Origin of the sequence: Halomonas sp. A3H3, assembly GCF_000982975.1 — a bacterium.
Taxonomy (GTDB): Bacteria; Pseudomonadota; Gammaproteobacteria; order Pseudomonadales; family Halomonadaceae; genus Vreelandella; species Vreelandella titanicae.
The window spans coordinates 880,698-894,622 of the sequence record NZ_HG423343.1; the positions used below are offsets into that span (position 1 = coordinate 880,698).

Annotated in this window: 9 protein-coding genes; 1 reads left to right on the plus strand and 8 read right to left on the minus strand. The window is 57.1% G+C overall.

All coding sequences use genetic code 11. From position 1 onward, the window contains the following. From gltB to pilM, 8 genes are all read right to left on the minus strand, one after another. Positions 1-3,947, minus strand: a 3,947-nt coding sequence (gltB, locus tag HALA3H3_RS03795; protein WP_053856895.1) for a glutamate synthase large subunit, incomplete at its 3' end; no start/stop codon positions are given. Between the two features lie 511 nt (positions 3,948-4,458). Next, on the minus strand, positions 4,459-5,577 hold the full coding sequence (gene aroB, locus HALA3H3_RS03800; RefSeq protein ID WP_022520003.1) for a 3-dehydroquinate synthase: 1,119 nt from the start codon (positions 5,575-5,577) through the stop codon (positions 4,459-4,461). Then, entirely contained in the window at positions 5,574-6,152 is a 579-nt protein-coding gene (aroK, locus tag HALA3H3_RS03805; RefSeq protein ID WP_009286772.1) for a shikimate kinase AroK, read from the minus strand. The genes aroB and aroK overlap by 4 nt, the downstream gene beginning before the upstream one ends. Then, positions 6,152-8,212 carry a type IV pilus secretin PilQ gene (gene pilQ, locus HALA3H3_RS03810; protein WP_022520004.1) on the minus strand — a complete coding sequence of 687 codons (2,061 nt, stop codon included), beginning with the start codon at positions 8,210-8,212 and terminating at the stop codon, positions 6,152-6,154. Before pilQ ends, aroK begins: the two co-directional genes overlap by 1 nt. A gap of 13 nt (positions 8,213-8,225) precedes the next feature. Beyond that, positions 8,226-8,801 carry a pilus assembly protein PilP gene (locus HALA3H3_RS03815; RefSeq protein ID WP_022520005.1) on the minus strand — a complete coding sequence of 192 codons (576 nt, stop codon included), beginning with the start codon at positions 8,799-8,801 and terminating at the stop codon, positions 8,226-8,228. Further along, positions 8,798-9,457, minus strand: a complete 660-nt coding sequence (locus HALA3H3_RS03820) for a type IV pilus inner membrane component PilO (protein WP_022520006.1) — start codon at positions 9,455-9,457, stop codon at positions 8,798-8,800. The genes HALA3H3_RS03815 and HALA3H3_RS03820 overlap by 4 nt, the downstream gene beginning before the upstream one ends. Then, positions 9,454-10,026, minus strand: a complete 573-nt coding sequence (locus HALA3H3_RS03825; RefSeq protein WP_022520007.1) for a PilN domain-containing protein — start codon at positions 10,024-10,026, stop codon at positions 9,454-9,456. Before HALA3H3_RS03825 ends, HALA3H3_RS03820 begins: the two co-directional genes overlap by 4 nt. Positions 10,027-10,050: 24 nt before the next feature. Beyond that, on the minus strand, positions 10,051-11,112 hold the full coding sequence (gene pilM, locus HALA3H3_RS03830; protein WP_022520008.1) for a type IV pilus assembly protein PilM: 1,062 nt from the start codon (positions 11,110-11,112) through the stop codon (positions 10,051-10,053). 202 nt (positions 11,113-11,314) lie between these two features. Here pilM and HALA3H3_RS03835 point away from each other — a divergent pair, with 202 nt between their 5' ends. Then, positions 11,315-13,840 (plus strand): penicillin-binding protein 1A, encoded by a 2,526-nt coding sequence (locus HALA3H3_RS03835; protein WP_022520009.1) that lies wholly within the window; start codon positions 11,315-11,317, stop codon positions 13,838-13,840. The last annotated feature ends 85 nt before the right edge of the window (positions 13,841-13,925 follow it).

Genomic DNA, 13,925 nt, shown 5'->3' on the forward strand with positions numbered 1-13,925 from the left:
AACTGGCTGACTTTGGGCGGTACAATCACGATACTGCCGCCGTTCATGCCCTTGCCGACGTAGTCGTTGGCGTCGCCTTCCAGGAAAAGATTCAGACCCCGAGCATTCCATACCCCGAAGCTCTGCCCCGCCACGCCGACGAAATTGGCCGTGACCGGCGCCGCTTCCAGTCCCTCTTCACCGTATCGCTTGGCAATGGCACCAGAGGTGAGTGCACCCACGCTGCGGTCACAGTTGGTGATGGTGAAGTGGAATTCACCGCCCGACTGGCTTTCGATAGCATCTTTCAGCGCCGCCAGCACTTCCTGGTTTTTAGCGCCCGGATCGTGGGGCACGTTACGGCTAACCCTGCAGAACTGCGGCGCATCTTTGGGTACAAAATCATTGGCCAGCAGCGGCGTTAGATCGAGCTTACGCTGGGAAGCCGTATCACCCTCAAGCACTTCCAGAAGGTCGGTACGCCCGATCAAATCAGTGAGCTTGCACACACCGAGCATAGCCATCAGCTCACGCACTTCTTCGGCGATAAAGCGGAAGTAGTTCTTGACCATATCCACGGTGCCGCGGAAGTGCTCGCCGCGCAGGAAGTCATCCTGAGTCGCGACCCCAGTGGCACAGTTGTTGAGGTGACAGATACGCAGGTATTTACAGCCCAACGCCACCATGGGCGCGGTGCCGAAACCGAAGCTCTCGGCGCCGAGAATCGCCGCTTTGACCACATCCAGACCGGTTTTCAGGCCGCCATCGGTCTGCAGGCGAATCTTATCGCGCAGCCCGTTGATGCGCAGCGCCTGATGCACTTCCGGCAGCCCCAATTCCCAGGGTGAACCGGCGTGCTTGATTGAGGTCAGCGGGCTTGCCGCTGTACCGCCGTCGTAGCCTGATACGGTAATCAAATCCGCGTAGGCCTTGGCCACACCGGTGGCGATCGTGCCGATCCCCGGCTCGGAAACCAGTTTCACCGACACCTGGGCATCCGGATTGACCTGCTTAAGGTCAAAAATCAGCTGGGCCAAATCCTCGATAGAGTAAATATCGTGGTGCGGCGGCGGTGAAATCAGCGTGACGCCGGGGACTGCGTAGCGCAGCCGAGCAATCAGCTGGTTTACCTTACCGCCGGGTAGCTGACCGCCCTCACCGGGCTTGGCACCTTGGGCGACCTTGATCTGCAGTACTTCTGCATTGACCAGATACGCCGGGGTTACACCAAAGCGGCCAGAGGCAATCTGCTTGATCTTGGAGCTGCGAATGGTGCCGTAGCGGGCTGGATCTTCACCGCCCTCACCGGAGTTGGAACGCCCGCCGGCTTCGTTCATGGCCTGGGCCAGCGCTTCGTGGGCTTCCGGCGATAGCGCCCCCAGTGACATACCGGCGCTATCAAAGCGCGGCAGTAAATCTTCAACCGGCTCTACGTCTTCCAGCGCAATCGGTGTTTCCGCAGGCTTGAGCTTGAGCAAGTCACGAATAGTGGCCACAGGCCGCTCGTTCACCAATTGAGCAAACTTTTTCCACTTGGTATAGCTGCCTTCCTGAACCGCCGCCTGTAGTGACATCACCACATCGGGGTTGTAGGCGTGGTACTCGTGGCCGTGCACATACTTGAACATGCCGCCTTGGGAGATTCCTTTACGGGGAATCCAGGCATCTTTCGCCAGCAGCGCTTGCTGCATCTGAAGCTCGGCAAAACCGGCGCCCTGAATGCGCGAGGCCATACCGACAAAGCAGAGATCCATTACTTCATCTGCCAAGCCCACGGCTTCAAACAGCATCGAGCCGCGGTAGGAAGCCAGCGTCGAGATACCCATTTTAGACAGGATCTTGAACAGGCCTTTCTGCAGCCCTTTACGGTAGTTCTCACGACCGTCAGCCGGGTTGCCGGTCAGCTCGCCCGTGCGGTGCATATCCGCCATGACCTGATAAGCGAGCCACGGATAAACCGCCGTAGCGCCCACGCCAAACAGCACCGCCATTTGGTGGGCGTCGCGAGCGTAGCCGGTTTCTACCACGATGTTGGCGTTGGGGCGCAGCGCCAACCGGCCTAAGTGAGAGTGCACGGCACCCACGGCCAGGGCGGCCTGAATGGGAATCAGGCCTTTCGTCAGCTCCGCATCGGTGAGTACCAGAATGACTTTACCGGCGCGGACTTGAGCTTCTGCCTCCTCACATAAAGCCTTAAGCGCTTGATGCAAGCTCTGCTGATCGGGATCGTAACCCAACGACAGTGTATAGCTGGCAAACGCAGGATCGTCCTGGCTAACCAGGGCGGTAAACTTGCGTGGGGACAGTACCGGCGTGGTCAAGATCAAGCGGTGCGCGTGCTCAGGCGTCGCTTTAAAGACGTTAAGCTCAGCGCCACAGCAGGTTTCCAGCGACATCACGATCGCTTCGCGCAGCGGGTCGATGGGCGGATTGGTGACCTGGGCAAACTTCTGACGGAAGAAGTCAGTCAGCAGGCGCGGGCGGCTCGACAGCACCGCCATGGGCGTATCATCTCCCATGGAGCCAACGGCTTCCTGGCCACTCTCTGCCAGCGGGCGCAGCACCTGGTCACGCTCTTCGAAGCTAACCTGGAACAACTTCTGCTGAACGTTGAGCGAATCGGCATCCATGGTTTGGAAACGCGCAAGCTCGGTCAGTGCCGACTCTAAATAGTTCGCCTCCTGCTTAAGCCAACGCTTATAGGGGTAGGCAGATTTCAGCCGCTCATCGATATCAGTGGTGTGCAGCACTTCGCCGGTTTCGGTATCCACGGCGAGCATTTGACCAGGGCCAACGCGGCCCTTAGCGACCACGTCTTCCGGCTTATAGTCGTAGGTGCCGATTTCAGAGGCCAGGGTAATGTAGCCATTCTTGGTCATTACCCAGCGCGCCGGGCGCAGGCCGTTACGGTCGAGCATACACACCGCTTGGCGGCCATCGGTCATGACCACACCCGCAGGGCCATCCCACGGCTCCATATGCATGGAGTTGTATTCGTAGAAGGCGCGCAGCTCGGCGTCCATGGTCTCTACGTTCTGCCAGGCGGGCGGCACCATCATGCGTACCGCGCGATGCAGCTCCATACCGCCGGTCAGCAACACTTCCAGCATGTTGTCCATACTGGAGGAGTCGGAGCCGGTGGTGTTAACGATCTCGTCCAGCTCGGTGATATCCGGCAGACGCTCGTTAACGAAGTTGGCTTTACGCGAGTTCGCCCAGCCGCGGTTGGCCTCGATGGTGTTGATCTCGCCGTTATGGGCCAATAGACGGAACGGTTGTGCCAACGGCCAGCGCGGAGCAGTATTGGTCGAGAAGCGCTGGTGAAACACGCAGATGGCGGTTTCCAGGCGCGGGTCATTCAAGTCCTGATAAAACGCCGGTAGGTCTTCCGGCATCACCAGGCCTTTATAGGAGACCACTTCTGACGAGAGCGAGGCGACGTAGAAGTCCTCTTCGTTGCGTAGCGCCTGCTCGGCGCGGCGGCGGGCCATAAACAGGTCAACATCGAAGTGTTCACCCTGGCCTGGCTGCACAAACAGCTGACGAATACGTGGCAGGCAGTCCAGCGCCATGGGGCCGCAAACGCTGGAGTCAGTGGGCACATCGCGCCAGCCCAACACGTTAAGACCACGCGCTTCCAGCTCACCCGTCAGAGTGTCGCGGGCATGCGCTTCACGGGCATCATCGTTGGGTAGAAACACCACACCCACAGCAAAGCGTTCGCCCAGCTCGGCATCGAATGCTTCTTTGGCCAGCGCCTGCATAAACGGGGTGGGCATTTTCAACAGCAAACCACAGCCGTCGCCGGTTTTGCCGTCGGCAGCAATGCCGCCCCGGTGGGTCATGCAGGTCAGGGATTCAATGGCAGTTTTCAGCAAATCGTGGCTAGCCTGGCCTTCCATATGGGCAATCAGGCCAAAACCACAGTTATCGCGAAACTCGCCAGGCTGGTGAAGACCTCTATTCATGGGCGTGCCTCTACTAGTCAGCGTATTTTTTTAGCAGCGTGCTTATGGTATAAAGGACGGTTTCGCTTTTTTTATAGTGCTTATAACCTGCCCAGAATGGGGTACTTCCCAAGTTCGCTGCCGCAACAAAATGGCCGGTCAGCATAGCGATTGCTAGCCACTTTGCGCAATCTCTTGGCGCCCACATCGTTAGAGAAACTCTTTTCAAATCCTGTATTTGCATCCTCATTCAAGGAAAAAATACATATACTTCAACCACTTGTAACAAGGTAAAACGCTATTTTAACGCTTTTTATTTTCCATTAAACTTTAGTCTAAACAGCGCCCAAAAACCCATGCCGATAGCGCATAAGGCATACGGATTATATAAAACAGCGTTCGACAAATGGGCTCACGATGTAGCCGAGCGAATAAAAAACCGCCCAATGAAAACCACTCTACGTAAGGAGCGATCCATTGGGCGGATAGGATATAGCTGACCAGTTTTTGGAATGACTAGCTTGTGAAAGGATTACTTTTCCACTGGACAGCGCGGGTAATCATCGAGCAGCGTGCGAAGGACATCAACGGGCGTGGCATCGCTAACACAAGCATCGCCCAGGGCGTTAAGCAGCACCAATCGCAGCCGCGTATCGATATTTTTCTTATCCAGCCGCATGCGGGTTAAAAAGTCATCGCTGGTCATATTCGCCGGTGCCGCTAACGGTAGCTCGGCGCTCTCGATCACCGCCAGGCTGCGTGCTAGCGCCGCATCGGTGAGCCAGCCCAAGCGTCGGGAAAGCGTTGCCGCCATGGCCATGCCAGCGCCCACGGCTTCGCCGTGTAGCCAGTTGCCGTAGCCCTGATGCGCCTCAATGGCATGACCAAAGGTGTGGCCCAGGTTGAGCAGCGCGCGGACGCCCTGTTCCGTCTCATCTTCGGCAACAATGTCTGCTTTGATTTGGCAACTTCGTGCAATGGCGTCTGCGACGACCTCAGGCTCCACATCAAGTAGTGCGGGCATGTTGGCTTCCAGCCAGCTTAAAAACGCTTCGTCGCGGATCAGGCCGTACTTGATAACCTCGGCCAGCCCGGCGGAGAGTTCGCGACGGGGCAGACTCTTGAGCGTATCAATATCCACCAGCACCGCTTTGGGCTGCCAGAAGGCGCCAATCATGTTTTTCCCCAGCGGATGGTTAACGCCGGTCTTGCCCCCCACCGACGAATCCACCTGGGAAAGCAGCGTGGTGGGCACTTGGATAAACGCTACACCTCGCTGATAGGAAGCGGCGGCGTAGCCGACCATATCGCCGATCACTCCACCGCCTAAAGCAATTAGCGTGCAGCGGCGGTTAAAACCGGCCTCTAGCAGCGCGTCCCAAATACGGCTGACCTGTTCGATGGTTTTGTATTGCTCGCCATCGGGGAGTATGACCGTGCGCACTTCCAGATGATCCGGCAGGCTAGCGCAAAGCTTGTCCAGGTAGAGCGGCGCGATAGTCTCGTTAGTGACGACCATCACCTGCTGGCCGGCCAGATAAGGCGTTAGCATATCGGCACGCCCCATCAGCTCGGTGCCAATATGAATCGGATAGCTGCGCTCGTCTAAAGCAACATGAAGGGTGCGTTGCGCGCTGGCTGTCGAGTTCATGGTGATACCTTATGGTTAAGCGTTTTAGCCGACGATGATGAGGGCTCAAGTGGATCTACCAACCGATGCACCCGGCGCAGAATTTCATTGACCACCGCTCGCGGGCTGCGCCGGTCGGTGCGCACGGCAATATCCGAGGTGGCGCGATAGAGCGGGTCGCGCTGGGCAAACATATCGTTGAGCACCTGCTCGCGGTTGGCGCACTGCAGCAGCGGCCGGTTGCGATCTTTCGCTGTCCGTTTGAGCTGCTGGTCGACGGTGGTCAGCAGATAAACCACCGTGCCACGCTCGCGCAGTGCGCGGCGATTCTCTTCGCGCAGCACCGCACCGCCGCCAGTGGCGACCACGACCGGAGAGAGCCGGGTTAGCTCATCAATCATATGAATTTCCCGCAGGCGAAAGCCCTGCTCGCCCTCGACATCAAAAATCCACGGGATATCTGCCCCGCAGCGGTCTTGGATGGCGTGGTCACTGTCGTAAAACGGGCGCGCAAGCTCGGCCGCCAATAGGCGACCAATGGTGCTTTTGCCAGCCCCCATGGGGCCTATGAGAAATAAATTGGGTAAATCCTGCATCAGCGAACCGTTAAGCCATCGTCTAGGAGTCGTGGAGTAATAAAGACTAACAACTCTACCTTTTCATTGCTCTCTTCGGTATAGCGAAACAGTCTACCGAGCAAAGGAATATCACCCAAAAGCGGTGTTTTGGCGATTTGGCGCAGCTCTTCGGTGGTCAAAATTCCGCCTAACACCACCGTTTGGCCGTTATCTACCAGCACTTGGGTCTCAATCTGGTTGGTATCAATCGGCGGTTCACCGCCAAACTCCGATTCACGAAAACTGTCATTTTTAATCACCAGATCCATAATAATGCGGTTATCCGGGGTAATCTGCGGGGTGACTTCCAATGAAAGCTCGGCTTCTTTGAATTCGGTATCCAGGTTGTCGTTGCCATCCACACTCTGAAAGGCACGCTCTTCACCCTGGCTAATTTTGGCGGTACGTTGATTGGCGGTAATAATTCTGGGCTGAGAAATAGTCTGGCTTTTCCCTTCGCTTTCCAGTGCGCGCAGCTCCAAATCCAACAGGATATCACCAGATAAGTAGCCAAAGCTAAAACCGGTGCCCGGCCCAGTGGCAGCACCTAAATCCACAGCCAGGCCGCCCTGTGCCCGGTTGATGCCATCGGGGTTGATATCGCGTCGGCTGAAGGTGCCATCTTCCGCCTCCTGAAAACCGCGGGTACTCGACATACCCCAGTTAACTCCCAGTTCACGGGAAGCAGTGTCCCTTGCAATGACAATGCGTGCCTCAATCTGTACCTGCCGAACAGCCACATCCAGGCGGTCAATGGTGCGGGCGATATCGCGCACTTGATCAGCGGTATCTTGCACCAGCAGCGTATTGGTGCGGTTATCAATGCTGACGCGCCCCCGCTCGGTGAGCAAACCAAAGCCGTCATCGCCACCTCCGCGTAGCAACTGAGCTAAATCTTTGGCCCGCGCATACTTGATCTCGATAAACTCGGTGACCAACGGCGAGAGCGTTTCACGCTGATTGCGCGCCTCTAGCTCTTGGCGTTCCAAATCGGCCAATTCACTAGCGGGCGCTACCACGATCACATTGCCCTGCTCACGGCTCGATAGCCTCTTACTTTGCAGAATCAGTTCGAGCGCCTGATCCCAGGGCACATCATTTAAATTGAGCGTTACACGCCCCGATACGCTATCGCTGGCGACTAAATTTAGCCCGGTAAATTCGGCCAGTTTCGCTAGCACCGAGCGTACTTCTATATCCTGAAAATTAAGACTCAACCGTTCGCCGGTGAAGCGTTCACCTGTCGTCTGGGAGGGTTGCGCCTTCTGACTGGCGGGCTGGACTTCCACAGTCAGCGTGCGGCCATTTTGCGTGGAGATCATCGCATAAGCACCCTGCGTGGCGATCGCTAACTGGGTGGCGTCCTGGCTGGTGCGGGGCGTAATCCGTGTTATGGGAGTGGCGAAATCGGTGACATCGTAGATTTGGTTAAGCGAGTCTGGAATCGCCACATCGCGCAGATCCACCATCACTTGATCGGGGCCACCTTCCCGCACGTTCGCCTCGACGCCTTCGCGATCAAAGGTGACTATCAACCGTCCGGCACCATCTGCACCGCGACGAAAGTCAATATTCTCAACCTGCGGCCCTTCATCGGTTTCAAGCCCCGCTGAGGCGATGCTGGGCGAAGGGCTAGGCAAGCGGCTGGCACCTGAAGCAAAGGTAATGCGTAGGCGATCATCCATTACCCGTGATGTGAACGCCTGCGACTCGCTCAGATTGATCACCAAACGCGTGCGGCCATTGCCCTCCAGCGCGGTAATCTGTTCGATACCGTTACGATTAACGTTGATGCGCCGATCAGTGAGACCACTTTGGGTTGCTGCCAAATCCAGCGTCACTCGGGGAGGAGAGTCTAAGCGGTAGCTGCGTAGTTCAGGCATATCACCGGTAAAACGCAGGTCAAGATGGGTTCCACCGTTCTTAGCGGGTTGAACCTCAATACCGGTCAGCACCGAGGCAGCTGCCAATGAGGGCAACAGTAAGCATAGTGCGGCCATGGCCATGTAGAGAGTGATTCGCCAAGCTGTAACTGCCATGAGCTGTATCCGCTTACTCGCTGTTTTCGTTGATGACTAGTGACACTTGCCGCTCCTGCCACCCTTCAGGCTGAGTGAACACCCGTTCGGTAACGCGTATTTCTTGGGCGTTGATCTGGGCGATACGCCCATAGTCGGTGCCCATATAGTTACCCTCTTTGACGCTGGTCACGTTGCCATCCGGCGATGCAATCAACGCCACTTGTCGCTCTCCCATACGCATAGTACCGACCAATCGCAGCTCTTGCAGTGAGAAGCGCTCCAGCGGCTCTGGCGCGCGCTGCCGGTCGGGAGCGAGCGCAACTTCGCCTCGATCAGCGCTATCCTGAGCAATCTCGTCGGGAGGCAAAAAAGGGCTACGCCCGTCGCTATACAAGTAGGATAAATCTTGGTTTTCGGGCAGCGCGACAGCCATAACTGGCGGTTGCCCGCCAGGGGTCTGACGAATATCGGCCAGCGTGCCTTCAAGCTGAGCCAAGTCGGCGTCTGCACAGCCGGTGAGCACCACCGCGGAGACCGTCAAGGTGACGGCCGAGGTTGCCCTTCTTGTCCTTCTTGTTGCTACAAAAAGCAGTTGTTCAGCTCTCATGGCGCCTGCGCCCCCTCTGTGGAGGTTTGGTCGCTCTCCTCCACATAGCGGTAGGTGCGGGCCAAAAGCGAAAGACGCAGCGCTTCGCCGCGGCCATCGGCGGGTTCCAGGTTAAAATCGTGCTGGGTCACCATGCGGGGTAGCGAGGCGATATCGGCACTAAAGCGCGCTAACTGGTGATAGCCGCCACGCACCTGTATATCCAGCGGCTGCTCGACATAATGGGCCTGGGCTTGCGCTGTGCGCAGCCGAATCGTTTCAATGGTCAGGCGGTTATCGGCGGCGGCATCGCTAATGCTATCCAGCAGCGAGGGGATTTCTGCATCGGTAGGGAGCATGGTACGCAAGCGCCCCACCTGCCCTTCCAGAGTCGCCAACTGATCGCGCATTTCCGGCAGGAAGGCCGCTTGCGAGGCTTTGCTGCGGTATTCGCTCAGCAGCCTGGCTTCTTGGCGCTGGGCGACCATCAAGGCCTCGCGCTGTTCACTCACCACTAGCCACAGCATGACGCTCAATGCTGCCAGCAGCGCCAAGCAGCAGCACAGCACTTTTAATAGCCACGGCCAGCCGCCGGCCTCTTTAACGTCTAGATCCCGCCAGTCGACATCCCACAGGTGCTGCCACTCAATAGCCCACTGCTCGCGGTTAAGCGTCATGGAAGCGCCTCCTCAACGCCTTGCGGCAGCGCTGCGGTGGTCTGTTCCACATCAAAACGAAATACTCGGCCTGAGCCGTTTTGCTCACTCTCTACCGCCAATAGCGAGGGCACAGCCAACCCCGGTAGAGCGGCAATGCGGCGCAGTTGCTCGGAAACCTGGCGATCACTGCCTGCCACCGCAGTAACACTGACGTTATTCCCGCTCTTCGATAAGCGTTGATAAATGACGCCATTGGCCACGCTCTCTGCCACATCATTAAACAGCTGCACAGCATCCGTTCGCTCGGTCTGCAGCGCCTGAAACACCGCGATCTGCTCGCCTAAACGCTCGGCTTCGCTGGAGTAGCGTGAGACGCTCTCGATATCGGCATTAAGACGCTCAATATGGTTACTAATGTAAGCATTACGTTGCTGCTGGGCTGCCAGCTTGAGCTGGTAAAAATGCGCGACCAGCAGGCCCAGTACTACACCCACCACCAGCATGCCCGCCACCACGACGTAGAATTTGCGGGTTCGCCGTTCACGCTGCGCTTCCCGCCAGGGCAGAAGATTAATCGTCATGCTCATTGGTTAACTCTCATTGACCATGTCTCATTGACTTACCCTCATGGCCAAGCCACCCGCGGTAAGCATCGCTGGGGCATCGCTAGTCAACGCCTGAAGGTTCAAGCGCTTGTTCATCCGCATGTTCTGGAAGGGATTGGCAATGGTCACCGACATACCGCTATCTTCAGCAATGCGCTCGGCAAGCCCTGGAATCACACTCGAACCGCCCGCTAATACGATGTGTTGCACTTCTTGCTGACGCCCGGCGGTGTAATAGAGCTGCAGGGAACGCCCCACCTGCTGCACCACGGTTTCCAAAAAAGGGTTGAGAACACGCTCATGGTAATCATCGGGTAGCCCGCCGCGCTCTTTGGCGAAACCCGCTTCCTCCATGCTTAAATCGTAGCGGTCGCGAATCGCATCGGTGAGCTGACGGCCGCCAAACAGCGTATCGCGGGTATAAACGATATGCCCGCCGCGGACGACGTGGAAAGCATTCATATTGGCACCAATGTCCACCAGACCAAAGCAGGCGGTAGGGTCATTCTCCACCTTAAGCTGGCGCCGCAGCTCGGCAAGTGAACGCTCCATGGCGAAGGTCTCCACGTCCACTGCCGCAAGCTTTAAACCTGCCTGTTCTAGCGTGTCGGTGAGCTGCGTCACATCCTGCTGCCGACAGGCGACCAACACTACCTGCTGGTGCTCATCGTCAAAGGGCGCAGGGCCAAGGCACTCAAAATCAAATGCCACTTCATTGAACGGAAATGGAATATGGCGGTCGGATTCGGCCACGATGCGCTCTTCGATCTCCTCATCGCTTAGCCCGATAGGGAAGCTCAGCGTTTTGGTAATCGCGGCGCTAGCGGGAACAGCCACTGCAGCTTTACGGGTAGAGGGTTTAGCGTGTTCTAGTGCACGACTAAGCACACTGGCAACGCCATCGATATCGCGAATTCGACGCTCCACAACCGCCCCTTCGCGAAGTGGTCGCACGGCATAGCTTTCTACCTGGTAATGATCGTGGCATTGTTTTAGCTCAAGCAGCTTGACGGTCGCCGAGGTAATATCGACGCCAATCAACCCTTTACCAGGTTTTAGAAAGCGCATATTGGGTCTGGCTCCACCTGCTTGTCGCCCGTTTTCACATGTGATTTGAGGTTACATGATTTTTAGTTCCGTCACACGCGAACCCACTTAGCGCATATCAACACTGGTGGCCGCCGCTTCAGGTTCCTATAATGGCTGCCAATTGCATGATACGGCCGTTTAGATGCCGATCTTTTCATTCTTCCCAGGGTGCTCTTCGTACATGACGTTTCTTCGAACCCTTATTGTGTCGCTGTTTTTTCTCATCGTCTCGTTGGTGGGCGCCACCGCCTTAGCCGTGGTGGGGGCCGCCATTTACTTTGCCCCAGGGCTGCCCGACGTTCGCCAACTGCAGGACTTCGAACTGCACACACCGCTACGTATTTTCACCCAAGACGGTAAATTGATTGGCGAGTTCGGCGAAGAGCGCCGCATGGCGATCAATTTTGATGAAATTCCGCAGGATATGATCAATGCCTTGATCGCCGCCGAAGATGCCAGCTATTTTGACCACGCCGGTGTCGACCCGCGAGGCCTGGCGCGGGCGGTGGTTCAACTTGCGATGAGTGGCGATATCCAATCGGGCGGCTCGACGATCACCATGCAGGTCGCGCGTAACTATATGCTGACACTCGATCAGACGTTTACGCGTAAAATTCGTGAAATCCTGCTGGCACTACAAATGGAGCAGATACTCGATAAAGAGGAAATCTTCGAACTTTACGTGAACAAGATTTTCCTGGGCAATCGCGCCTACGGTATCGCTGCCGCCGCCGAAACCTATTACGACAAGCCCCTCGCCGAGCTTAGCCTAGCGCAAACGGCCATGATTGCGGGGCTGCCCAAGGCACCTTCTGCCTTTAACCCGCTGGCTAACTCCGAGCGTTCGCTGATTCGTCGCAACTGGATTCTGTTCCGTATGCGCGAACTCGGCTACATCGATGATGCCACCTATCAGACAGCGGTTCAGGATCCTGTAACGGCCCGCCGCCACTATACCCAAGCTGAAGTCGATGCCGCCTATGTCTCCGAAATGGCACGTCAGTATGCCGTGGAACGCTTTGGCGATGACGCTTACACCGGTGGCTATCGTATTTACACTACGATTGATAGCGAGCTGCAGCCCTTTGCCCGCCAAGCGCTGGCCAACGGCCTGACGGCCTATGACCTTCGCCATGGCTGGCGCGGGCCGGAGCAGCGTGAGATTGCGGCAAGCCTTGTCGAGGCCCAGGAGCAAACCGCGACCCAAGGCCTGGAGGAGGAGCTTTCTGAGTCTCCCGAAATTCGCCAAACCGCACGCCAAGCCGCCCAGCGCAGCCAAACGGAAGTCGAAGGGATCGAGGGCGACGTCAGCAACTGGGTTCAGGTGCTTGAGCGCACGCCCAATTATGGCCTGCTTCAACCCGCCATCGTGGTAGAAAGTAGCGGCCGCGAAATGCAGGTGCTAACTCGCAACGATGGTCTACAGACGATCGGCTGGGAAGGTTTGAACTGGGCACGCCCTTACCTGAGCCCGCGGAGCCGCGGAGCTGCACCCAGCTCGGCTGAGGAGATTGCCGTACGGGGTGATATGGTGCGCGTCATTGAGAATGAAGACGGTTCGCTACGCCTCTCTCAACAGCCGGATACCGAAGGCTCGCTGGTCGCTCAAGACCCTCAAACGGGTGCTATCCTGGCACTCCAGGGCGGTTTCGACTTTAACGCCAGCAAGTTCAATCGTGCTGTACAGGCACGACGCCAGTCAGGCTCTATCTTCAAGCCGTTTATTTACTTAGCGGCCCTTGAGGATGGAGAGATGAACGCCGCCAGCGTCGTTAATGATTCGCCCGTGGTGCTTGACGATGGCAGTAACTCATTGTGGCGGCCGGTCAACTCCAGCCGTGACTTCCAAGGCCCTATGCGCTTACGTCCAGCCCTTGCCCGTTCGCGCAACCTGGTCACTATTCGCGTTCTACAAACCATGGGGCTGGATTACACGATTAACTTTTTGGAGGGCTTCGGCTTCTCTCCCGCCCAGCTCCCTCGTGGCTTATCATTAGCGCTAGGCAGCGCGAGCTTAACGCCGATGGAAATGACCAACGCTTACGCGGTGCTCGCCAACGGTGGTTTCCAGGTGTCGCCCTGGTTTATTGAGCGGGTTACCCGTGACGACGACAATGAGCTGATTGATGAAGCCACGCCGCAGGTTGCCTGCCCCAGCTGTGCCGAAGACCAGGAGACGGTGGAAATTGATGGCCGCGAATACCCGATCGCCAAACGGGTAGCCGACCCAGCCGCTGTCTACATTCTACGCGATATGCTACGTGACGTTATCACCTCGGGCACTGGCCGCGGCGCACTGAGCCTTAACCGTGAGGATATCGTCGGCAAGACTGGTACCACCAACAGCCAGCGTGACGCCTGGTTTGCGGGCTTTAACAGCGATCTAGTCACTACGGTATGGGTCGGTAAGGACAGCAACGAGACCATTTCTGAGTATGGTTCTCAGGCCGCGCTACCCATTTGGGTAGAGTTTATGGGGGATGCCCTGGAAGGTACGCCGAACGCCGTGCCCGAGCGCCCCGCGACGATTGTCACTGCGCGCGTAGACCCAACGACAGGCCAACGTTTATCTGACGGCCAGTCTGGAGGTATCACTGAACTGTTCCATCAGGATCACTTGCCGGATTACCAGCAGCGCCGTATCAGCCGCGAGCTGGAAGAAGCCAGTGGTTCTGAGGGTTCAGGCACCGCTGAGTCGATCTTCTAACTCGATCTTCTAAACCAGCCAATCCTGTAGTACACCAAACAAAAGGCCTGGAGATTATCTCTCCGGGCCTTTTCTGTTACTGGCT

Coding starts and splice junctions, on each gene's coding strand:
- HALA3H3_RS03815 (WP_022520005.1), bottom strand. CDS start 8,801: ATGAGAGCTGAACAACTGCTTTTTGTAGCAACAAGAAGGACAAGAAGG.
- HALA3H3_RS03820 (WP_022520006.1), bottom strand. CDS start 9,457: ATGACGCTTAACCGCGAGCAGTGGGCTATTGAGTGGCAGCACCTGTGG.
- aroB (WP_022520003.1), bottom strand. CDS start 5,577: ATGAACTCGACAGCCAGCGCGCAACGCACCCTTCATGTTGCTTTAGAC.
- aroK (WP_009286772.1), bottom strand. CDS start 6,152: ATGCAGGATTTACCCAATTTATTTCTCATAGGCCCCATGGGGGCTGGC.
- HALA3H3_RS03835 (WP_022520009.1), top strand. CDS start 11,315: ATGACGTTTCTTCGAACCCTTATTGTGTCGCTGTTTTTTCTCATCGTC.
- pilQ (WP_022520004.1), bottom strand. CDS start 8,212: ATGGCAGTTACAGCTTGGCGAATCACTCTCTACATGGCCATGGCCGCA.
- pilM (WP_022520008.1), bottom strand. CDS start 11,112: ATGCGCTTTCTAAAACCTGGTAAAGGGTTGATTGGCGTCGATATTACC.
- HALA3H3_RS03825 (WP_022520007.1), bottom strand. CDS start 10,026: ATGAGCATGACGATTAATCTTCTGCCCTGGCGGGAAGCGCAGCGTGAA.